27 protein-coding genes are annotated in these 19,678 nt (G+C 44.3%); 22 read left to right on the plus strand and 5 right to left on the minus strand.

Annotated features, from left to right (window positions below; all coding sequences use genetic code 11):
- Positions 1–35: 35 nt before the first annotated feature.
- The 4 genes from C7391_RS02990 to C7391_RS03005 form a co-directional block, all read right to left on the minus strand.
- Positions 36–1,463, minus strand: a complete 1,428-nt coding sequence (locus C7391_RS02990; RefSeq protein WP_133517065.1) for a hypothetical protein — start codon at positions 1,461–1,463, stop codon at positions 36–38.
- Between the two features lie 38 nt (positions 1,464–1,501).
- Positions 1,502–2,974, minus strand: coding sequence for a cardiolipin synthase (gene cls / locus C7391_RS02995; protein WP_133517066.1), 1,473 nt, complete (start codon positions 2,972–2,974; stop codon positions 1,502–1,504).
- Positions 2,975–3,056: 82 nt separating this feature from the next.
- On the minus strand, positions 3,057–3,977 hold the full coding sequence (locus tag C7391_RS03000) for an SPL family radical SAM protein (RefSeq protein ID WP_208107050.1): 921 nt from the start codon (positions 3,975–3,977) through the stop codon (positions 3,057–3,059).
- Between the two features lie 114 nt (positions 3,978–4,091).
- Entirely contained in the window at positions 4,092–4,796 is a 705-nt protein-coding gene (locus C7391_RS03005) for a ribonuclease III family protein (RefSeq protein ID WP_166627385.1), read from the minus strand.
- A 663-nt stretch (positions 4,797–5,459) separates the two neighbouring features.
- Between C7391_RS03005 and C7391_RS03010 the strand changes: the two genes are divergently transcribed.
- From C7391_RS03010 to C7391_RS03105, 20 genes are all read left to right on the plus strand, one after another.
- Positions 5,460–6,140: a Pycsar system effector family protein gene (locus C7391_RS03010; RefSeq protein WP_133517068.1), complete on the plus strand. Its 681-nt coding sequence runs from the start codon at positions 5,460–5,462 to the stop codon at positions 6,138–6,140.
- Positions 6,141–6,723: 583 nt separating this feature from the next.
- Complete coding sequence (rpl3p, locus tag C7391_RS03015) at positions 6,724–7,737, plus strand: 50S ribosomal protein L3 (protein WP_133517069.1); 1,014 nt, start codon at positions 6,724–6,726, stop codon at positions 7,735–7,737.
- A gap of 5 nt (positions 7,738–7,742) precedes the next feature.
- Entirely contained in the window at positions 7,743–8,516 is a 774-nt protein-coding gene (rpl4p, locus tag C7391_RS03020; protein WP_133517070.1) for a 50S ribosomal protein L4, read from the plus strand.
- Positions 8,513–8,761 carry a 50S ribosomal protein L23 gene (locus C7391_RS03025; RefSeq protein ID WP_133517071.1) on the plus strand — a complete coding sequence of 83 codons (249 nt, stop codon included), beginning with the start codon at positions 8,513–8,515 and terminating at the stop codon, positions 8,759–8,761. Before rpl4p ends, C7391_RS03025 begins: the two co-directional genes overlap by 4 nt.
- Positions 8,762–8,771: 10 nt before the next feature.
- Positions 8,772–9,488 carry a 50S ribosomal protein L2 gene (locus tag C7391_RS03030; protein ID WP_133517072.1) on the plus strand — a complete coding sequence of 239 codons (717 nt, stop codon included), beginning with the start codon at positions 8,772–8,774 and terminating at the stop codon, positions 9,486–9,488.
- 9 nt (positions 9,489–9,497) lie between these two features.
- A complete protein-coding gene (locus tag C7391_RS03035; RefSeq protein WP_133517073.1) occupies positions 9,498–9,914 on the plus strand; it encodes a 30S ribosomal protein S19 in 417 nt (138 codons plus the stop codon).
- A gap of 9 nt (positions 9,915–9,923) precedes the next feature.
- Positions 9,924–10,379: a 50S ribosomal protein L22 gene (locus tag C7391_RS03040; RefSeq protein WP_133517074.1), complete on the plus strand. Its 456-nt coding sequence runs from the start codon at positions 9,924–9,926 to the stop codon at positions 10,377–10,379.
- Positions 10,379–11,353, plus strand: a complete 975-nt coding sequence (locus C7391_RS03045; protein ID WP_133517075.1) for a 30S ribosomal protein S3 — start codon at positions 10,379–10,381, stop codon at positions 11,351–11,353. The genes C7391_RS03040 and C7391_RS03045 overlap by 1 nt, the downstream gene beginning before the upstream one ends.
- Complete coding sequence (rpmC, locus tag C7391_RS03050) at positions 11,353–11,559, plus strand: 50S ribosomal protein L29 (RefSeq protein ID WP_133517076.1); 207 nt, start codon at positions 11,353–11,355, stop codon at positions 11,557–11,559. The genes C7391_RS03045 and rpmC overlap by 1 nt, the downstream gene beginning before the upstream one ends.
- Positions 11,560–11,562: 3 nt before the next feature.
- The gene (locus C7391_RS03055) at positions 11,563–11,880 is read left to right on the plus strand and encodes a ribonuclease P protein component 1 (protein WP_133517077.1); all 318 of its coding nucleotides are present in this window, start codon (positions 11,563–11,565) and stop codon (positions 11,878–11,880) included.
- A gap of 9 nt (positions 11,881–11,889) precedes the next feature.
- Positions 11,890–12,222, plus strand: a complete 333-nt coding sequence (locus C7391_RS03060) for a 30S ribosomal protein S17 (protein WP_133517078.1) — start codon at positions 11,890–11,892, stop codon at positions 12,220–12,222.
- On the plus strand, positions 12,219–12,617 hold the full coding sequence (rpl14p, locus tag C7391_RS03065) for a 50S ribosomal protein L14 (RefSeq protein ID WP_133517079.1): 399 nt from the start codon (positions 12,219–12,221) through the stop codon (positions 12,615–12,617). The genes C7391_RS03060 and rpl14p overlap by 4 nt, the downstream gene beginning before the upstream one ends.
- A gap of 11 nt (positions 12,618–12,628) precedes the next feature.
- Positions 12,629–12,991: a 50S ribosomal protein L24 gene (rplX, locus tag C7391_RS03070; protein WP_133517080.1), complete on the plus strand. Its 363-nt coding sequence runs from the start codon at positions 12,629–12,631 to the stop codon at positions 12,989–12,991.
- A 5-nt stretch (positions 12,992–12,996) separates the two neighbouring features.
- Positions 12,997–13,695, plus strand: coding sequence for a 30S ribosomal protein S4e (locus C7391_RS03075; protein WP_133517081.1), 699 nt, complete (start codon positions 12,997–12,999; stop codon positions 13,693–13,695).
- Between the two features lie 14 nt (positions 13,696–13,709).
- Positions 13,710–14,207, plus strand: a complete 498-nt coding sequence (locus C7391_RS03080) for a 50S ribosomal protein L5 (RefSeq protein WP_133517135.1) — start codon at positions 13,710–13,712, stop codon at positions 14,205–14,207.
- Position 14,208: 1 nt separating this feature from the next.
- Positions 14,209–14,361 (plus strand): 30S ribosomal protein S14, encoded by a 153-nt coding sequence (locus tag C7391_RS03085; protein WP_133517082.1) that lies wholly within the window; start codon positions 14,209–14,211, stop codon positions 14,359–14,361.
- Positions 14,362–14,372: 11 nt separating this feature from the next.
- Positions 14,373–14,765: a 30S ribosomal protein S8 gene (locus tag C7391_RS03090; protein ID WP_133517083.1), complete on the plus strand. Its 393-nt coding sequence runs from the start codon at positions 14,373–14,375 to the stop codon at positions 14,763–14,765.
- A gap of 15 nt (positions 14,766–14,780) precedes the next feature.
- Positions 14,781–15,308: a 50S ribosomal protein L6 gene (locus tag C7391_RS03095; RefSeq protein ID WP_133517084.1), complete on the plus strand. Its 528-nt coding sequence runs from the start codon at positions 14,781–14,783 to the stop codon at positions 15,306–15,308.
- 11 nt (positions 15,309–15,319) lie between these two features.
- Positions 15,320–15,787 carry a 50S ribosomal protein L32e gene (locus C7391_RS03100; RefSeq protein WP_133517085.1) on the plus strand — a complete coding sequence of 156 codons (468 nt, stop codon included), beginning with the start codon at positions 15,320–15,322 and terminating at the stop codon, positions 15,785–15,787.
- A gap of 4 nt (positions 15,788–15,791) precedes the next feature.
- Entirely contained in the window at positions 15,792–16,232 is a 441-nt protein-coding gene (locus tag C7391_RS03105) for a 50S ribosomal protein L19e (protein ID WP_133517086.1), read from the plus strand.
- A 218-nt stretch (positions 16,233–16,450) separates the two neighbouring features.
- Here the strand turns inward: C7391_RS03105 and C7391_RS03110 are convergent, their stop codons facing one another.
- Complete coding sequence (locus C7391_RS03110; protein WP_133517087.1) at positions 16,451–17,392, minus strand: PepSY domain-containing protein; 942 nt, start codon at positions 17,390–17,392, stop codon at positions 16,451–16,453.
- A gap of 332 nt (positions 17,393–17,724) precedes the next feature.
- Here C7391_RS03110 and C7391_RS03115 point away from each other — a divergent pair, with 332 nt between their 5' ends.
- Both C7391_RS03115 and C7391_RS03120 read left to right on the plus strand, forming a co-directional pair.
- Positions 17,725–18,747 (plus strand): GLUG motif-containing protein, encoded by a 1,023-nt coding sequence (locus C7391_RS03115; RefSeq protein WP_133517088.1) that lies wholly within the window; start codon positions 17,725–17,727, stop codon positions 18,745–18,747.
- Positions 18,748–18,750: 3 nt separating this feature from the next.
- Positions 18,751–19,584, plus strand: coding sequence for a hypothetical protein (locus tag C7391_RS03120; protein WP_133517089.1), 834 nt, complete (start codon positions 18,751–18,753; stop codon positions 19,582–19,584).
- Positions 19,585–19,678 lie beyond the last annotated feature (94 nt).

Below are 19,678 nucleotides of genomic sequence, written 5' to 3' on the forward strand. Positions count from 1 at the left end.
ACATTTATTGTTGGATTATTATTTTCAATGTCCTGTTATTCTTTCTCGAAGAAATCCTCATAAACCGCCTGATATTCCGGTAAAATTTCTATCGCTTTTTTCATTTCCGTTTTCGAGTTTTCTTTTTCTTCGATGCGATAAAAACCGCAGGCTTTCAAATAATGAGCAAATCCGGTCAGTTCCGGCTTTTCAAGACCGTTTTTCAAAATCTCATCTAAAATGTCCAAATACGCTTTGATTGAGGGATTGCCGTCTTCGTCGTCGGCGTAGTTCATGAAAATGTAAATTTCATAGAGTTTCAAAACCGAATTATTCGGGTCAATCGAAAGCCCTTTTTGAATGTAATATTGAGCCGCCAGCAAATTTTGTTCAACATTAATGCTGTCATGCGCTTTTTTTGCGTAATAGCTGACGTCTTCTTTATTTTCCGACCATTCCTTATAATCGGCGACAAATCCCTTGATATCTTCGTTTTCGGTTTGAGAAATGTCATACGCCATAATCTTTTCATGACCTTCGGGCGTGACGGAGGAATATAAGTCGCTGAACAAAAACATGCCTTTCAAAGCACTGAATTCCATATTGAACGTGGCAAACAGTCCGAAAAACGCGTCAATCTCGCCGTCAGCAAGCATTTTTCTGAAATCAGCCGCCGCTTTCAAAACGTCTTCATTGGAACTTGCATTAAATGTGCTGTTTTTTGTTTGCGGCTGTTTGTCTCTCCAATCGAAATAGTAGCCGAACCACTCTTTCAGCATCTGCCCGTTCTCGCCGTCCTCAAAACAGTCATCTTCAAAATCTTCGCGGGAACCGATTCTGTAATCCAAATAAAGTTCGCTCAGCGTTGCCATTACGTCATCTTTTAAAAGAACCGTTTTCATCTTTTCAAGGCATTTGATATTTTCTTCATCAAACGTTTCCGGTTCCATAAACGTGTAAGACGTAAAGTAAAACAGCTCGCCCAGTGAATAAATATCATTTTTGTCAACCGCCAGCTCCGTCAGCCGGTCAAAAAGGCGAATCAACGTCATCTTTTTCGGCATCTTCTCTTCGCCGACAAAATGCGCCCAAACCGGGGAACCTGCTTCACAGCACATCTTTTTGAGCGGGAATTCTTTATCCGTTTCTGAATCGTAAGCATTATCAAACCAATAACTTGTCAGTTTGGCATCCTCACTGTAGCCGGCAATCGGATCCTCGTAAATGTACATTTCATTCGATTCCGGAAGTTTGTCAAAAAAGTCTTTGTACTTTTCATAATCCGGATGCTTCTGCGGGTCAAAAAGGTGAAAATATCCGGTTTCAACCAAAATATGATAAACGCGGAGTTTTGTAAAGCCCGTATCCCATGAATCATGAAATTCGTAAATGTTGTAAATCAAATCAATTTTTTCGTCGTTTCCGATGTTGCTTTCATTGACAAGATGTACCATCTGCTCGGCAAAATCCTCTATTTCATGCATTGACATATTCTTTTGAAACGGCTTGTTTATATTTATCTTTAGAGGAGCGGTGAAATCAATCGGGAAAATCCTTCTTTTACGCGCGTTGAGAACGGGCGGTTATTGTAATCTTCAACCGTAATTTGTTTACAATCCGTTTCCAATTCATCCAAAATGATTTGATTCATTTTTTCTCCGAAGTCCGTGTCGTAAATGAACGCGTTGGTTTCAAAATTCAGTTTAAAGCTGCGAATGTCCCAGTTCGCCGTTCCGATGGTTGCGACTTCGCCGTCAAAAACAGCGGTTTTGCTGTGAATAAAACCGCGGTCATAAGTGTATCCTTTCGCGCCGAGACGAATCAGGTCGCCGAGGTACGAATATGAAGCCCAATAAACAAACGGGTGATCCGGTTTGCACGGAATTTCAATCCGAACATCGATTCCCGACAAACAAGCAACGCGAAGTGCTTCAAAAACACTTTGATCCGGAATAAAATAAGGCGTTTGAATGTAAATGGATTTTTTCGCGTGACCGACAAGGCTCAAAAAACCGCTGTAGATGGCCGTTCCGTCTGTATCCGGGCCGGAAGATGCGATTTGAACGGCAACGTCACCGATTCTGTTATCATAAATTTCCATCGGGTAATAAATTGTTTCGTTGGTGATGCCTTTTTCTTTGGCGGCATAATTCCAGTCCATAATGAAGCGGCGCTGAAGACTGCTGACCGAACCGCCTTTAATTCGCAAATGCGTGTCGCGCCAGTAGCCGAGCGGACCCTCACCTAAATGTTCGACACCGATATTGAATCCGCCGATAAAACCGACCCGTCCGTCGACAACCAAAATTTTCCGATGGTTTCTGTAATTGATACGTGTGTTTAAAAACGGGATCGTCAGCGGGAATAATATTCTCACGTCGCCGCCGGCTTGTTTCAATTTTTTGTAAAAGGACGGGCGCACTTTGTGAACGCCGACCGCATCGAAAAGAACGCGAACTTCAACGCCTTGAGCTGCTTTTTGAGCCAGCAAGTCCATGATTTCGCGGCCGAGCGGATCGTCTCTTATGATATAATATTCCATATGGATGCTTTCGTTCGCACTCCATATGGCTTCTTTAATCGCGGCGAATTTTTCCGCGCCGCTGATGTATACATCAACATCATTGTTGTCAAAATACGTCGCATGATCTTGTTTTAAAAGCAAGTTCACCGTCGATTCAAAATTTTTGCCGGCGTTTGAAAGTACCATTTCTTTTGTTTGAATACTTTCGATTTGAGTATTCGAATATTTCTCAAATTTGTGATCGGCAACTGTCTTTTTACCGTATTTGTATTTCCCGTACAAATGGCGGCCGAAGAAAATATAGACGAAAAAGCCGAGAACCGGAACAAATACCAATAAAAGAATCCAAGCAGCAGCAACCTGCGGGCTGCGTCTTTCATAAAAAACGATTGTCAGCATTGCTAAGGTGTTCACAATAACGACAGCGATTAAAAAAATGACATATAATTCTTGCAGAAAAGTCCAGTCCATGATTTCACCAAAGCCGCAAACATTTTTACAAATATTTTGATTTTATCTGATTTTTATATGTGTTCAATCGGATATAATCATTTCATTTTTCAAAATCAAACAAATGTTTTTGCATCGGTTTCTGTTTTTTCCAGACACGATTGATATCTTTTATTTTGTACAAAAGACTGTATTTTTCACATTCTTCGGCAAATACGGCCGCCAGCTCTTTGGCATTTTCACAATCACAAACATATTTGCTGCCATACGTTTTCATGTATTTTTCTTTCAAACCCGGCCACTCTTTATCCAAATTTTCATAATAATACTCCCGATTTCCTTTTCGAAGCGTCATCCCGAAACCGTAACACAGGACATATTCGGCACCGTTTTCTGCGGATTTTTCAACAATCCGGCGAACATTTTCCTCAGAATCCGTAATATTCGGAAGAATCGGGTTCATATGAACGCCGCAGAAGACTTCCGCATCAGATAATTTTTTAATCGCATCGAAACGTTTGGCCGGCGTTGAAACATTCGGCTCGATTTTCCTGCAAAGTTCTTCGTCCGGTGTTGTAATTGTGATTCCGACATTGACGGGAGAATGTTTTGAAATTGCGGAAAAAAGATCGGCATCTCTGGCAACAAGTGCTGATTTTGTGATTACGCCGACGCCGCATCTGTATTTATCAAAAAGGCGCAGTGCGTTTCGTGTCAATTCCAACTCTTTTTCAAAACTGTTGTACGGGTCGCTCATCGACCCCGTTCCGATGACCATTTCAGGCGCATTGGCTTTTCGGCGCGCTTGAAGTTCCTGTTCAATCAAAAAAAGCGCGTTTTCTTTGGCGTGAACGACTCCGAAATCTCCTTCCGGGCGGCCGCCTTGGTAGCATTCGCTTCTCGAATCACAATAAATACAGCCGTGGTCACAGCCGCGGTAAATGTTCATCATATGTGTGCTGCCGAAGAGATCTATTTCATATTTGACAGGCAGAATCATTTTTTTGGCAGAGATGTATTGCACAAAAATTCATAAGCAGCGCATTTATTTAATTTCTTGCGCAAATCAAAAAAAGCGCGTCATTTTCATCTTCAAATGAAAAATCGGCGTTGTTTGTTAAAATTTATTTGTTCAATTTTATTCTCTTTCCATGATGCCGATTCGTATCAAACGGCGATTGATTTTGTCCGCGGCCTGAGTTTCGGCGTCAGACTTTGTTTTGCCGGTGCCTTCGCCGGTAATGTCTGTTTTCAGCCCGGTAATGGCTTTTGGAAGAATGTAGCCCATCACGAATGTTTTGTCGTGGGGGGGACCTTCTTCAGACACCAAGAATGATTCGGGACGGAACCCGGTATAGTGCTGCTGGCAGAATTCATATAATTTCACTTTCGGGGAAATCAATGATTTCATCGACTTTTCAGCTTCTCTTCTGTTGACGATAAATCGGCAGACAAAATCCTCTGTTGATTGAAGACCGCCGTCCAAATAGACTGCGCCGACAACGGCTTCCAAAAAGGTCGAGTTCATCTTTTTAGATTTTCCGGAAATGCCTTTTTCAACAATTAAATATTCGTCCCATTCGTTTTTCTTGACAATCTTTTCAAGTTTTTCATCGCAGACAAGATGAGATTTTAAATTTGTCAGCTGCCCCTGTTCCAGTTCAGCAAAATTTTTGAACAGAAATTCTGAGACAATGAAATCTAAGACCGCATCTCCAAAGAAAGCGGTTCTTTTATTTGACGCCTGAATCCGCGCCTCTTGCAACAATGATAAGTTGTCGAAAGAGTAGCCAATTTCCGCTTCAAATTCTTTCAGCGCTTCAAAAGAGTCACGTCTTTTCATTTCCTCATCTTCCCTTATTAATTGAGAATTCAATCGAGTCAGTTTTTTTTCGTTTTTTTCCATAATCAAATGGTCAACTCCTTTTCGTTTTTTATCGTTTTAATGGATGAAGTTGTTTTCAAAGTCAGGCCGGTTTTCAAATTCGGATTGCTTTCAAATTTGTTTTGTTTCTCAAATTTGGATCGTTTCTCAAATTTGTTTTGCCTTTTACCTCATCAGTATTATATTGTTTTGTTTTTGTTGATTTCACTTTAAGTTGTCTTTTTAAAAGGTTTTTTACAATAAGGATTCGGCTGTTTATATATCTCACTCATTTTAGTTTTAAACTCTGTTACCTCATTATGCTTGATGATATATTTTAGTCGTCAACAATATCCTTATATTATTCATTTAGTTTTTAATCCTTTTTATACCTTTTTATGGTTTCAAAAATATTAAAATATTTCAGCCCGCTGTTCGTCTTTTTATAACCGTTGAACATGATTCAAATTCGCCTGTGTTAATTTTAACTGCTTGTTTTCGATTTTTAATATCAGGCAATTATAATTTTTAATATCAGACAAATTATATATTCTTCCCCCCACTATTCTATTATATCTCTCGTTTCGGTATTCATTTTCGGAAGGAATTATTGTGCGTGATTTTCTCTATCAGACTTATAATATGATTCTTGAAAGGCTCAGGTATGCTGAAGCCAAGAACACGATTATTTTAACGCTTCTCGGCGTTTTGATTATCGGCGCTTTCCGTATTTATGATGAAACGCCGGCCCGCCCGCTGATTGCAACAATTTATTTTTGGTGCTTTTTGTTCTTTTCTGTGTTGGCGATTGTGACGGCTTTGACGTCTTTTATGCCGAATATCAAGCTTCAGTACCTTTACAAAACAAAAGATCCGCTTCCGTCAGACAGTCTGATTTATTATGAACACGTCGCTAAATTTGATGAAGCCAAACAATATGTTGCAGCCATCAACAATGTCTATTATAATAGTGAAGCTGTTCCCGGAAATTTAGATTATGATTTGGCGGCTCAAATCATTCTTAACTCGCGATCCGTTTATCGAAAATCCGTTCTTTCCTATTACGCGATTGTTTTTACGGTCTGTGCGATATTGACGCCGGTAATCGGTGGTCTTTATCTGCTTTTCTCCCGGTATTTCTACTGGAGCGACAAAGACGGCAGAGCAAAAATTAAATTCGGAAGACGTAAAGTTGTCAAGGAAGAAATTAAAGAAATCCGGAACAGCCCGTTCCACGATTTCAGCAAATATTTCCTCCCGCATTTGCCCAAGAAAGGGGTTCGTAAAATTCAGCCTGAAGGTCAAAAGAAAAATAAAGAATAAAACGGATGAAAAAGAAAACAAAAAAATTAATAAAAATTCATTTTTTTATTTTGTTTCTTTTTTTTGATTTGTTGATTTATTTTTTGATTTTGCTTTCATTTTCCCTCTTTTCCGGGGAACATCTTTAAATACAACTTATTCTATTTTCGGTTCGTCTTACTTATTAACAAGTCGGATTTTTCCGCTTGTCTAATATTAATCCGGTGAGAACTCGTAGGAACAACATAAGTGTCAGGGCCAATTCTCTGAATGCCCGATTTGCTTTCTTCTGAAAGCGAAAACACGGAAATGTTATCATTAATATTTTTCGTTGTCGATGTTGTGGATGGATTAAATTAGATGATAATCGATGTGAGCTGCCGATGCAGCGCTCATTTATGCATCTGATTCATAAGTGTAATATAATAGTCGGACTGAAGCGTCAGACCGGGGGCCTAAGATGTTGCCGCCCGAGCGCTCTTTACTATTCTCTGTTACTTTAATCAGCGATGCTTATTCGATTCTAAATCTTTTCCATAGCCTCTGACCTGTTGTTTTTGCTCCCGGTACAATTCGACAGTACAAACCATTAGGAGTCAAATAAATGTCAAGCATACACAGACCTGACAGAGGTTCACGCGCTTACAGCCCTCGCAAGAGAGCAAAGAGCCACATCCCCAGATTCAGATCCTGGCCGGAGGCCTCTGGTGAGCCCAAATTACAGGCATTTGCAGGATACAAAGCAGGTATGACTCATGTCATTATGATCGATGACATCAAGAACAGTCTTACCAACGGCGCAGAAATCTCGGTTCCGGTAACAATTATCGAAACCCCCGCAATCCATGTTGCCGCTATCCGCGCGTACGTGAAAAACACATACGGCGAAGTCGCAGCAGCAGAAGCCTGGACAACTACTCTTGAGCCGGAATTGGCACGCAGATTACGTGTCCCCAAGACCGACAAGAGCAGTGACGCATTCGCAAAGATCGAAGAACTCATTGCAAGCGGCGAAGTGACTGACATCCGTGTCATCACATACACACAGCCCAAAGCAATCGCAAGTCTCCCCAAAAAGGTTCCCGATGTCATGGAAACAGGCATCAGCGGTACTGACATGAGCGCTAAGTTCGAATACGCCAAATCCATTCTCGGCACGGAAATCAAATTCACCGATGTCTTTAAGAACGGCGCAATTGTCGACACGGCAGCCATCACAACCGGTAAAGGAACTCAGGGTCCCGTCAAAAGATGGGGTATTTCCCTCATGAAAGGAAAACACTCCAGACAGGGCAGTTTGAGACAGATCGGTACACTCGGTCCGTTCCGCCCCGCACACGTGCAGTGGCAAGTTCCCGCAATGGGTCAGACCGGCTACCACCAGAGAACCGAATACAACAAACGCATTTTGAAGGTCGGCGAAGACGGTGCAGAAATTACACCCGCAGGCGGCATTATCAATTACGGTCTTGTCAGCGGCGAATACATCCTTATCAAAGGAAGCGTTCCCGGACCTGCCAGAAGATTGATTCGCATCAGAGACCCGATCAGATACAAGAAAGCACAGCCCGGCGAACCGCAAATCGTTCACATCAGTGTGCAGTCTCAGCAGGGGTGAAATAAATGGCAACAGCAAAAATTTTAGATTTATCAGGCAAGCCGGTCGGCGAAGTTGAACTTCCGACAGTCTTCTCCGAAGATTTCCGCCCGGACCTTATCAAGAAAGCCGTTTTGGCCGCTCAGGCAAACAGAAGACACCCGTACGGTCCCACACTTTACGCCGGTATGCAGACCTCTGCAACAGGCTGGGGTTCCGGTCGCGGCGCTTCTCACGTCCCGAGAATTGTCAACGGCTCCCGTGCAGCACGTATCCCCCACGCAAAGGGAGGTCGCCGTGCCCACCCGCCAAAACCCGAAACGGATTACTCCGAAAAAGTCAACAAAAAGGAAAAACGCATGGCCGTCAGATCCGCAATCGCAGCAACCTGCAATGAAGATCTTGTCGTCACACGCGGTCACATCTTCATGGCTGAAGAACTCCCGATTGTTGCCGACAACGCTTTTGAAGCACTTTCCAAAACAAAAGATGTCGTTTCTTTCTTTGAAGCCATCGGCGTCTACGACGACGTTATCCGCGCAAAAGAAGGCCGTACAATCCGTGCCGGCCGCGGTAAGATGAGAGGAAGAAAATACAAGAACAGAAAAAGCCTTTTGGTCGTCACCGGCCCCAACGCAGCTGTCTCTAAAGCCGCCAGAAACCTGTCCGGCGTTGACATTGCAACCGTTGCGGAACTCAATGCAGAGCTTCTCGCCCCCGGTACACACGCAGGCCGTTTAACCGTCTGGACCAAAGCAGCAATTGACCAACTTTCAGAAAAGGAAGGTGTTTTGGAATGATGTCCGTTAAATATCCGTTCATTACAGAAAAGGCCATGCTCCACATGGAAGACAGTAAACTTCAGGTCATCGTCGACTTCCGTGCCAACAAGCACCAAATCAAAGCCGACATGGAAGAGCTTTACGGTTTTAAGGTCACAAGCGTCAGAACCATGACCACCATGAAAGGACAGAAAAAAGCAATCATCACGTTCGAAAAGCCGGATGCAGCACACGAAATTGCGACCAGGCTCGGATTGGCATAAGGTGGTATAAATGGGTAAACGAATTATCGCACAGAGAAGAGGTAAAGGAAGCCCGACTTTCCGCGCACCTTCTCATAAATTTAAAGCAGAATTAATGCACCCCGTGACAGCTGCCGGCGTTACTTTAAACGGTACTGTCATTGATGTTGAACACGACCCCGCAAGAGCCGCACCCATTGTCAAAGTCTTCTTTGATAACGGTGAATCTCAGCTTCTCATTGCCTGCGAAGGCATGTCTGTCGGTCAGGCAGTTGCCTGCGGCCCCGAAGCTGAAGTTAAGGCCGGTAACATCCTCCCGCTCGGAAAGATCCCCGAGGGTGTTTTGGTCTGCAACATCGAAGGAAAGCCCCACGACGGCGGCAAATTCACAAGATCCTCCGGAACTTATGCAACCGTTGTCGCTCACGAAGAAAACAGAACATCCGTTCAGATGCCTTCCGGTGTGTTGAAATGGTTCAACCCCGAATGCCGTGCATTGATCGGTGTGGTTGCAGGCGGCGGACGTGTTGAAAAACCGTTCCTTAAAGCCGGTAAAAAATTCCACAAAATGAAAGTTCGCGCAACAAGATTCCCGCGTGTCAGAGGTGTCGCTATGAACCCGAGAGACCACCCGTTCGGTGGCGGTAACAGACAGCACCCCACTCGCTCTACAACAGTCAGCAGAAACGCACCCCCGGGAGCCAAAGTCGGTCACATCGCCGCACGCAGAACCGGAAAGAAACGTTAAGGTGATATTATGGCAGCAAAAAAATCAGGATCATCAAGATTACCGAAGCGTAAGGGTGAGTTTACTTACCGCGGAAAAACCATTGCTGAGCTTCAGGCTTTAAGCATTGAGGAATTCGCAGAACTTCTCCCTTCACGCGAGAGAAGAACAATTAAAAGAGGTTTCACGGAAGTCCAAAAGAAAGCCCTTGCGGACATGCGTGAAGGAAAGACAGTCAGAACCCACACCCGTGGTATGATTATCTTACCGGAAATGGTTGGCAAAGTTGTCTCTGTCTATGACGGCAAAAAGTTCGTCGACATTGAAATCCAGCCGGAAATGGTCGCACATCGCTTCGGCGAATTCGCTCCGACAAGACACAGAGTGTCCCACGGCAGCGCCGGTGTTGGTGCAACGCGTTCCAGTAAATTCGTTCCGTTGAAGTGAGGTGTGAAAATGGGAAGACTTAACTATTCAGTGAAAGCCGATCCGGAGACAACCTCCAGAGCAACGGCATCAGAACTCCACATCTCTTTTAAGAAAACAAGAGAAATCTGCCACTTCATTCAGGGAATGAGATTGCCCCAGGCACAAGCATACCTGAACGATGTCGTGGTCATGAAAAAGGCAGTTCCGTTCAAGAGACACACAGACGGCTCCGGTCACAAGAAAGGACCGATGGCAAACGGTAAATACCCCGTTAACGCCTCCGTTGAAGTCTTGAAAGTCTTGAGAAACGCGGAAAGCAACGCCGAATACAAAGGACTCGAACCCTCCCGCATGTTTGTCAAAAGCATTCGTGCCAACAGAGGAAGAGTTATTCGCGGATATTTCCCCAGAGCTCGCGGACGCGCCTCCCCGAAGAACACCACTACGGTGAACATTGAAATCATTTTGAGCGAGGTGCTCTAATGGCAGTTGAGAAAAAATTCGTGAAAGACGGTTATACCAAAGCTTCTTTGGATGAACATTTCGCAAAGCAGCTCGGTAGATCCGGCTACGGCGGAATGAACATGAGCAGAACACCGCTCGGCACACAGATTACGATCTATTCCGAAAAACCCGGTATGGTTATCGGAAAAGCCGGTAAAGTGATTCGTAAGCTCACACAGGACGTTGTTGACATTTATGGTGTTGACAACCCCCAAATTGACGCTCAGGAAGTTAAAAAATCCGAGCTCAATGCACAGATTATGGCCAACCGCTTGGCTTCCTCAATTGAAAGAGGATGGTACTTCAGAAAAGCCGGTACCAACACCATCCGCGCCGTTATGGCAGCAGGTGCACTCGGCTGTGAAGTTATCATTTCCGGTAAATTGACAGGTGCCCGTGCCAGAACCGAAAAATTCATTGACGGATACGTGAAGCACTCCGGTCACCCGGCAGAGCAGATCGTTGACACCGGCTACGCCGTTGCCGTCAAGAAACTCGGTACGCTCGGCTGCCGTGTTAAGATCGTCCAGCCCGGTGCAGTTTTGCCTGACGCTTTCAAAATGAAAGAAGGCGTTGTCGCAGCACCCGAAGCTGACGATACTGTTGCCGCCGCTGAAACCGTTGCCGCACCCGCTGCAGCATCTGAAGCAGCAGCAACCGAGACCGCAACAGAAGGCGCAGCATGCGAACCTGAAACAATTGTGGTTGAAGAAGTGACTGTCACAGAAGTCGTCAACGAAGAAGGCACAGTTGAAGCCGTCGAAGTTGTCGAAACAGTGACTGAAGTTGAAGTTTGCGCTGAAGGCGACGCCGGAAACGACGATGAAATCGTTGTTGAAGATTCCGACATCAACGAAATCAGAAGATTGGTTGACGGCGTTTGGCAGCACAAACACAATGAATACGACTACTGGCACCCGATGGCCCGCGTTCACAAGGAGGCTAAGAAATAATGGCAATCTTAAGAACCAGCGACATCCGCAAGATGTCAGCAGACGAAAGAATTGACGAAATCAAAAAGTTGAACGACGAATTGATCCGCGAACGTGCTTTGACTTCCGCCGGCGGCGCTCCCGAAAACCCGGGACGTATCGGTGAAATTAAGAGAACGATTGCACGCATCAAGACGATTCAAGTTGAGATGAAAGATAATTCATAACGAATGACACAAATTGAGATCACACCTGCAGAGTTGCCCTATCACGAATTGATTGGGCTTCTCGTTAAGGTGGACAGTTCTTGCGACCCGACATTAAACGGTCTTTCCGGCCGCGTCATTGACGAAACTCGAAATACGATTAAAATTGAAACCTCTCAAGGCTTCATTAAGATTGTTCCTAAGGCAGGAACAGTATTCGTATTTACGATTCCGGAAAGGATCTCTCAAACAGGCCGTAACATATCCGTAAAAATCGATGGAAACATCACGCTCTCACAACCCCAAAATCGGATTAAGAACTTAAAGAAATCAAGAAAATGAGGCTAATTTATGGCAAGAGATATTGGATTAGACGTTCCGGAACCCACAAAGGAATGCGATGACGTCCACTGCCCGTTCCACGGCAAGCTCCCCGTCAGAGGACAAATCCTCGTCGGCACCGTCGTCAGCATTAAAATGGACAAATCCGTCGTTATTGAAAGAAGTTATGAAAAAATGGTACCCAAGTACCAGAGATATGAAAAGCGCCGCACAATCATGCACGCACACAACCCCCATTGCTTAAACGCAAAACTCGGCGATGTTGTGACGATTGCAGAGTGCCGCCCGATCAGTAAGACAAAATCATTTGTCGTTGTCAAAGTTGAGGAGGTCAAAGAATGAAAGCCATTCGCTCAAACATTCCGAGAGCCTTAAACGCAGGCGCACGCATTGACTGCGTTGACAACACAGGTGCAAAAGTCCTTCAGATTATCTCCGTTAAGAAATACCGTGGTGTCAAAAACAGATACCCGTGTGCCGGTGTCGGCGACTTGTGCGTTGTTTCCGTTAAGAAAGGAACGCCTGAGATGAGAAAGCAAATCTTCCTCGCTGTCGTCGTCCGCCAAAAGAAGGAAATCAGAAGACCTGACGGCATCCGCATTACCTTCGAAGACAATGCAATGGTTCTCGTCGATGATTCAGGTGTTCCGAAAGGCACTGACATTAAAGGACCGGTTGCCAGAGAAGTTGCAGAACGTTTCCCGAAAGTCGGTACAACCGCTTCTATTGTTGTCTGAGGTGAATCAATATGTTTAAAACATCCAAACAACCCAGAAAACAAAGAAAGGCAAGATACAACGCCCCGCTTCACATGAGGCAAAAATTCATGGGCGCTCGCCTTAACAGCGACTTGTCCGTCAAATACAACACCCGCTCTGCCCACGTTATTGTCGGTGACACTGTTACCGTCATGCGCGGCGACTACAAAGGTGTTTCCGGAAAGGTTGAGAAAGTCGATCTCCAAACAGGTACAATCCACGTCTCCGGTGTCGTCTCCACGAAAGTGAACGGCGAAGAAGTCCCCAGACCGATTTACCCGTCTGTTGTGATGATCACAAAACTCGAACTGAAAGACAAAACGCGCGAAGCACGCATTCGCGGAAAGGAGTGAGTTAAATGCACCAAAAAAGAATGTCAATGCCGACCAGCTGGAGAGTCCCGAAAAAGACCAACAAATGGATTACGGCAACAAGCCCCGGTCCGCACAACAAAGATTCAAGCCTTCCGCTCGTCGTTATCTTAAGAGATATGCTTAAGATCGTTGACAATGCCAAAGAAGCAAAGCAGATCCTTTTGGAAAAGAAGGTTCTCGTCGACGGTATTGCCCGCAAGAGCTTGAAGTTCCCTGTCGGTCTTTTCGATGTTATCGCAATCCCGGCAAACAATCAGTATTATCGTATGTTGCAGGACTCCAAAGGACGTCTCTATCTCAACACAATTGATGAAGAACGCGCCAAATTTAAGGTCTGCAAAATATTGAACAAGACCACCGTGAAGGGCGGCAAAACACAGCTCAACCTTCATGACGGTACCAACATCCTCGCGTCTGAAGACTACAAAACCAAAGACACGATTAAAATTTCACTTCCGGACAAAGCAATTCTCCAGAAGTTGGAATACAAAGTCGGTAACCTCGCCATGATCACAGGCGGCCGTCACAGCGGTATGGTCGGAACGCTCAAAGAAATCAACATCATCAAAAGTTCCAAGAACAACGTGGTGACGATTTCCGGAACAGATTCAGAAATTGAAACCATCGAAAACTATGTTTTCGTAATCGGTGAAGACAAACCAGTGATTAAGTTAGGAGAATAAATATGACAAATATTATGAGAACTCCTGTCATTGAAAAAGTCGTTGTCCATATGGGTGTCGGCGAAAGCGGTCAGCACCTCGTCGATGCAGAAAACATACTTGCGGAAATCACCGGACAGACAGTCGTTCGCGCATTTGCTAAAATGACTGCACCTGCATTCGGTATCAGAAAGAAAGAGCCGATCGGCTGTAAAGTGACTTTAAGAGGCGAAAACGCGGAAAACTTCCTCACAACCTCTTTAGACATTGTCGAAAAAACTCTCAGAAACTCCCAGTTCGATATCAACGGAAACGTTTCCTTTGGTATTGAAGAACACACGGATTTCCCCGGTATGAAATATGATCCTAACATCGGCGTTTTCGGTATGGACGTCGTCGTCGTCCTTAAAAGACCCGGTGACAGAATCAGTAAGAGACGCATCGAAAAGAGAAAAGTCCCTGCCGGACACAAAATGAACAAGGAAGACGCAATTGCTTTCTTGACGGAAAACTACGGTGTGGAGGTCGTTTAAAATGGTACAAACGAAAAAGAGTTTCGGAAGAGGTGCCAATGAGTGCAAGCGCTGCGGTCGCAAGCAATCACTCGTTCGCAAATACGGCATTTACTTATGCAGGCACTGCTTCAGAGAAGTTGCCCCGAAGATGGGCTTTAACAAATACAGCTGAGGTGACAAGATATGGTATTATTTGATCCCTTGGCAGATGCATTATCTGTGATTAAGAACGCGGAAGCTGTCGGCAAGACATCCTGTGTCATTCGCCCCGCTTCCAAAGTTATCGGTAATGTTTTGAACGTTATGAAAGAAGGCGGCTACCTTGAGTCTTTCGAATTTGTCGAAGACGGTAAAGCCGGTGTTTTCGAAGTTAAGTTGGCCGGTGCCATTAACGACTGCGGTGCAATCAAGCCCCGTTACTCTTTGGCCCTTGACGACTTCGAAAAGTGGGAAAAGAGATACTTGCCCGCAAAGAACTTCGGCGTTCTTGTATTGACCACGTCCAAAGGTGTCTTGTCACACCACGAAGCACGTGAACAAAATGTCGGCGGAAAGCTGCTCGCCTATGTCTATTAAGGGGGAAACTGAAAAATGGCAAAAGAAATTTCCAGATCCGTTGAAGTTCCCGCAGGCGTTACTGTCACATACGACAACCGTATCGTGACCGTGAAAGGCCCCAAAGGCGAGAATACAAAGGAATTGTATTACCCCGGCATCGTGATTACACTCAACGAAGGCGAAGTCGTCGTTGACTCTGATATCATGCGCAAGAACTACAAGGCAATGGCCGGTACATACGCTTCTCACATCCGCAACATGATTAAAGGTGTGACGGAAGGCTTTGAGTACAAGATGAACATCGTTTACTCACACTTCCCGATGCAGACAAAAGTCGAAGGCAAAACCTTCGTCATCAGCAATTTCCTTGGAGAAAAGAAACCCCGTGTCGCAAAGATTGTCGGTAACACAACCGTCAAGATCAGCGGCAACAGCGTTGTGGTTTCCGGTGTCTGCAAGGAAGATGTCGGCCAGACAACGGCAAACATCGAACAGAAAACCAAAATCAAGAGATTTGACCCGCGTGTTTTCCAGGACGGAATTTATGTGGTGGAGAAATAAAGGTGATTTAAATGACAGAAGAAAACATTCAAGAAACTGTTGAAAACGTCAATGCTGACGCACCCGCTGTCTCAACCAATTTGCTTGATGCGGATCCTGAAATCAGACGTTTGTTCAAAGTCAGAAAAGTTCAGAAAGGCAAGAAACCGTCTTTCCACAAACAGAACCACCACAAGTTCAAGAGATTGACAAAAGCATGGAGACGCCCGCGCGGTCTTCAGAGCAAACAGCGCCGCGGTTACCTCGGTAAAGGCGCTATCGCAACTGTCGGTTACGGCAGCCCGGTCTTGACCAAAGGCTTGCACCCGTCCGGTTACGATGAAATCTTGGTTTACAACGTGGACGATCTTGTTCTTGTTGACCCCGAATACGAAGCTGTCAGAATCGGCGGCACTGTCGGCGGCAAGAAAAAGGCGGCAATTGTTGCCAAAGCCAAAGAATTCAATATCAAGGTCTTGAACCCGGGAAAGGAGGAGTAAAATCATGGCAAATTTGAAAAACCAGAGAAGAATGGCCTCCCAGGTCCTTGACTGCGGTCTTGACCGCGTTTGGCTCGACCCGGCTAAAATGGACGAAATCGCTCAAGCCATCACCCGTGAAGACATTCGCGGTTTGATTGCAGAAGGCACGATTAAAGCCAAGAAAGTCAAAGGTGTCAGCCGCGGACGTGCAAGACTTGTCGCTGAAAAGCGCAAGTACGGTCACAGAAAAGGCCCCGGTTCCAGAAAAGGTAAGAAAGGCGCCAGAACATACAGCAAAGGCTTGTGGATGAAGAAAATCCGCGCACTCAGAAGAAGACTTAAAGAGATGCGTGCTGATGAATCCATCGACAGAACCACCTACTGTAAATTCTACAGAAAGGCAAAAGGCGGCGAATTCAGAAACGTCGCTCACCTTGAAGCCCACCTTAAAGTTGAAGAATAATTCTGAAAATGTGTCTTTTGACACATTTTTCATTCTCTTTTTTTGAAATTTTGATTTTTAGATGAGCGGTAGCTTTGCTTTGTTCTCTTATTTGTTAATATTGTTGTGATAAAAAGAAAGCATGATGATGAAGAATAAATGAAGAAGGGTCAAAAATAATATTGAAATTGATTTGCTCGGCAATATCTGAAACGGATATTGCCGATTTCATTCATCTGTTATTCTTTTCTTTTTATCAAAACAGAACCGACCAAAACGGCGGCAACGGCAAAGAATATTCCGAATCCGGGCGTTTCAGGATCTCCGTATTTCTTTAACTTTTGGTCATAAACAGCGACCAGGTAATCTGCATATTCGACGGAAGTTTCGACATATGTCTTGTCATATTCGTAATCTTCTGTCATGGCTTCGACCAAGTTGTCAATATGGGCTAATTCTCTTTCTCTGCCATTTTCCCATGAATATCTGTCTGAGTTATACCCCATCGTGTTGCCTAAGTCATAATATACATTAACCTGTTTCCGATACTCTTTCATATTCTCCAAAAAAGTTTCAGTAAGTGTTATGAACTCTTTTTTTAATGCAACGACAATAACAGCATTTTCATAAGATGTTTCGCCTGCGTTAATTTTCTTGGCAACATCCACTTGTTTATCTCGACAGGCACTTAAATCACTGTATGTTTCTTTCATCACTTCTGTTATGGTAAGATAATTATCCATTTTTGTCGTGTTGTTCATAACTTTTATGGATTCTTTTATCGTTTTGATGTTCTCATTCATTATTCCTTCTCGGGTCTTGTAATACGTAGAGTCCATTTCATAAGATTCAATCCATTCCTGGGAGTAACCGCCAAAAAAAATATAGTGAGTCAAAGCAATTTTTTCAACAATTTCTTTATCTTTAACTACTTTTCCGGTTTCCGCATCAATAATGATAACACCATTTGTATAATTGGCATCATCGGCAGGTTTGTAATCCACAAGATAATAGGGAGAGTTCAGATATGTATACGGACCGTAGATATCTTTACTTTCATTTTGTTCTTTATATTTAAGTGCGGTTTGTTCCGCTTCATCGGTACTTATTAAACAGGCGGCAGGTGTCAACAATAACATGAAAATTGCGGCCATTGTCAATATTTTTAATATTTTATTCATCTATAAACCCCTCCGGTAAACCTTAATCGGCATACATTTAATGTCTTTTATTTTTATATATTTGCTGCTTCCTAAATTTTATATGTCATTCTTGGGTGGCTTATTACTTCTTTCATTATATTGTTCTTTCTTCTGCCACCGTTTTTAAATCTATTCTTTTCTGACTTTGTATAGTTTTATTAAACCTATTTATTTTACATAATTTATACATACTTTTTTAAAATATAGATAATATGTCGATTAAATTTATATTAAATCTCTGATATTATCGCCTTGTTAAATTCGTATATTCAAAGAATTTCGAATTTTATGGAAAATATGACAGGGTTATTATGAAAAACAAAAAAATCGTTTTGGTGGTATTTGCAGTATTTTATTTTATTTTAGTCGGCATCGCATCCGCAGAACCGGTTCAAATCGAATCCGTTTCTGATTTGGATTTAATTCGCGGAAATCTCGCCGGTGATTTTATTCTGGAAGAGAATCTGACACTTGATTTTTCAAACGAAGAAGATAAAATATGGATATCAATCGGTAATTATGAAACACCTTTTACCGGAAAATTTGACGGAAATAATAAAACAATTACAATTTTGAATCATGCCGACGGGCTTGATTCTGATGCTGATGTTGTGACATTCGCCGTTCAAAAAAGCGGCGTCGCGTTGGACAATGATGAATTCGACGGTCAAGGTTTGTTCGGCAATGTCAAAAGCAACGGGGAAAATTCAGGAATTATTGAAAATTTGACCGTCATCGTTCAAAGTCATTTGTCAGGCGGCGGATCGGATAACCCGACAGGGGTTTTGGTCGGCTATTTGGGGTCTGACAAATCCGTTGAAACAGCGGTTATCAAAAACTGTTTTGTTTATTTGAAAGATCCCGCTGACTCTGAACCCAGGGCTGTCACTCCCTTTTCTGTTTCCGGAAAATATAAAGTCGGTGGCTTGGTCGGTGTCATTAATTCCGGCCGTGTTGAAAAAAGCGGTTCGGAAATTCATGTCAACGTTGAAAAGAATTCTGTCGGCGGTCTCGTCGGCTATGTTTTTGACGGGTCTGTTTCTGAATGTTACGCAACAGGCGATGTCACCGTCCTGGGGGAGGGGATATATGATGGAAATGCCGGCGGTTTGATTGGTGAATCCGAATCCGGAACTTTTTCCGAATGCTATGCGACAGGTTTTGTCCGTTCCAATATGAACGCCGGCGGATTCCTCGGTCATGTTTCGGGAGACACTGAAATTCGTGATGTTTATGCAACCGGCGATGTCGAATCCGATCTCACAAGCGCAGGCGGACTTGTCGGTTTCGTTGGGAAATACCAGACGCTTTCAATCAAAAACAGTTATGCATAGGGATTGTCTCTGTACGACGTTCTTAATGAAGAACTGACCGGCGGGGGATTAGTCGGCAATCTTGAAGGCAATGTCATCAGTACAGACAGTTTCTATTACAAAAGAACCGGCCTCGATTATTTTGATCATTACGGAACCGGCTTGGATGTCGAAACATTGGACGATTATGAAACTTATGTGACAGGAGAAGGCAGTTTCGTTTCAGAATCCTGGGATATTTCCGAGTCACCGAATTCTGATTATACATGGTATATCATCGACGATGAGATTTGTCCGAAATTGTTCGGCATCGGCGAGGGCAAACCGAAAGATGACGGCGATGGCGGTGACGGCGGTGACGGCGATGGCGGTGACGGCGATGGTGGTGACGGCGATGGCGGTGACGGCGATGGCGGTGACGGCGATGGCGGTGACGGCGACGGTGGTGACGGCGATGGCGGTGACGGCGATGGCGGTGACGGCGATGGTGACGGCGATGGCGGTGACGGCGATGGCGGTGATGGTGGTGATGGTGGTGACGGCGATGGTGGTGACGGCGATGGTGATGACGGCGATGGTAGTGACGGTGATGGTGGCGAAATCGTCGATAACGGCAGGAGTGATAATGGCGGAGGATTCGGCAACGCCGTCATCCGAGACAATATTCCTGTTTCCGACACATCAGGTGCTGTCGAAGAAGTCAAAACAAATGAGTCTCCGGCCGGCTATTACACCGCCGGTCCTGAACAGAAATCTATGGCGTGGTCTGTTCTCGGTTTATTTGCCCTCAGTATCTCTTCTTTCATTGTTGTGAGAAGAAGGGATGAAGAGGATGACGATAATGACACAATGGGTTAATGTGTCAACACAATCCGATCGGATTGTCCAATCGGATTGACTGTATACAAAAAGGGTGAAACATGTAAGGGAAATGTGTGGGTAAAAGAGTGTT

Origin of the sequence: Methanimicrococcus blatticola, assembly GCF_004363215.1 — an archaeon.
GTDB lineage: Archaea > Halobacteriota > Methanosarcinia > Methanosarcinales > Methanosarcinaceae > Methanimicrococcus > Methanimicrococcus blatticola.

Excerpts from the sequence above, each read along its gene's own strand:
- C7391_RS03110 (WP_133517087.1), bottom strand. The coding sequence starts at position 17,392 with ATGAATAAAATATTAAAAATATTGACAATGGCCGCAATTTTCATGTTA.
- C7391_RS03010 (WP_133517068.1), top strand. The coding sequence starts at position 5,460 with ATGATTCTTGAAAGGCTCAGGTATGCTGAAGCCAAGAACACGATTATT.
- C7391_RS03105 (WP_133517086.1), top strand. The coding sequence starts at position 15,792 with ATGGCAAATTTGAAAAACCAGAGAAGAATGGCCTCCCAGGTCCTTGAC.
- C7391_RS03025 (WP_133517071.1), top strand. The coding sequence starts at position 8,513 with ATGATGTCCGTTAAATATCCGTTCATTACAGAAAAGGCCATGCTCCAC.
- C7391_RS03005 (WP_166627385.1), bottom strand. The coding sequence starts at position 4,796 with ATGAAAAGACGTGACTCTTTTGAAGCGCTGAAAGAATTTGAAGCGGAA.
- C7391_RS03090 (WP_133517083.1), top strand. The coding sequence starts at position 14,373 with ATGGTATTATTTGATCCCTTGGCAGATGCATTATCTGTGATTAAGAAC.
- C7391_RS03075 (WP_133517081.1), top strand. The coding sequence starts at position 12,997 with ATGCACCAAAAAAGAATGTCAATGCCGACCAGCTGGAGAGTCCCGAAA.
- rpl3p (WP_133517069.1), top strand. The coding sequence starts at position 6,724 with ATGTCAAGCATACACAGACCTGACAGAGGTTCACGCGCTTACAGCCCT.
- C7391_RS03095 (WP_133517084.1), top strand. The coding sequence starts at position 14,781 with ATGGCAAAAGAAATTTCCAGATCCGTTGAAGTTCCCGCAGGCGTTACT.
- C7391_RS03035 (WP_133517073.1), top strand. The coding sequence starts at position 9,498 with ATGGCAGCAAAAAAATCAGGATCATCAAGATTACCGAAGCGTAAGGGT.
- C7391_RS02990 (WP_133517065.1), bottom strand. The coding sequence starts at position 1,463 with ATGCATGAAATAGAGGATTTTGCCGAGCAGATGGTACATCTTGTCAAT.
- rplX (WP_133517080.1), top strand. The coding sequence starts at position 12,629 with ATGTTTAAAACATCCAAACAACCCAGAAAACAAAGAAAGGCAAGATAC.
- C7391_RS03045 (WP_133517075.1), top strand. The coding sequence starts at position 10,379 with ATGGCAGTTGAGAAAAAATTCGTGAAAGACGGTTATACCAAAGCTTCT.
- C7391_RS03055 (WP_133517077.1), top strand. The coding sequence starts at position 11,563 with ATGACACAAATTGAGATCACACCTGCAGAGTTGCCCTATCACGAATTG.
- C7391_RS03080 (WP_133517135.1), top strand. The coding sequence starts at position 13,710 with ATGAGAACTCCTGTCATTGAAAAAGTCGTTGTCCATATGGGTGTCGGC.
- cls (WP_133517066.1), bottom strand. The coding sequence starts at position 2,974 with ATGGACTGGACTTTTCTGCAAGAATTATATGTCATTTTTTTAATCGCT.
- C7391_RS03060 (WP_133517078.1), top strand. The coding sequence starts at position 11,890 with ATGGCAAGAGATATTGGATTAGACGTTCCGGAACCCACAAAGGAATGC.
- rpmC (WP_133517076.1), top strand. The coding sequence starts at position 11,353 with ATGGCAATCTTAAGAACCAGCGACATCCGCAAGATGTCAGCAGACGAA.
- C7391_RS03100 (WP_133517085.1), top strand. The coding sequence starts at position 15,320 with ATGACAGAAGAAAACATTCAAGAAACTGTTGAAAACGTCAATGCTGAC.
- rpl4p (WP_133517070.1), top strand. The coding sequence starts at position 7,743 with ATGGCAACAGCAAAAATTTTAGATTTATCAGGCAAGCCGGTCGGCGAA.
- rpl14p (WP_133517079.1), top strand. The coding sequence starts at position 12,219 with ATGAAAGCCATTCGCTCAAACATTCCGAGAGCCTTAAACGCAGGCGCA.
- C7391_RS03085 (WP_133517082.1), top strand. The coding sequence starts at position 14,209 with ATGGTACAAACGAAAAAGAGTTTCGGAAGAGGTGCCAATGAGTGCAAG.
- C7391_RS03030 (WP_133517072.1), top strand. The coding sequence starts at position 8,772 with ATGGGTAAACGAATTATCGCACAGAGAAGAGGTAAAGGAAGCCCGACT.
- C7391_RS03040 (WP_133517074.1), top strand. The coding sequence starts at position 9,924 with ATGGGAAGACTTAACTATTCAGTGAAAGCCGATCCGGAGACAACCTCC.
- C7391_RS03115 (WP_133517088.1), top strand. The coding sequence starts at position 17,725 with ATGAAAAACAAAAAAATCGTTTTGGTGGTATTTGCAGTATTTTATTTT.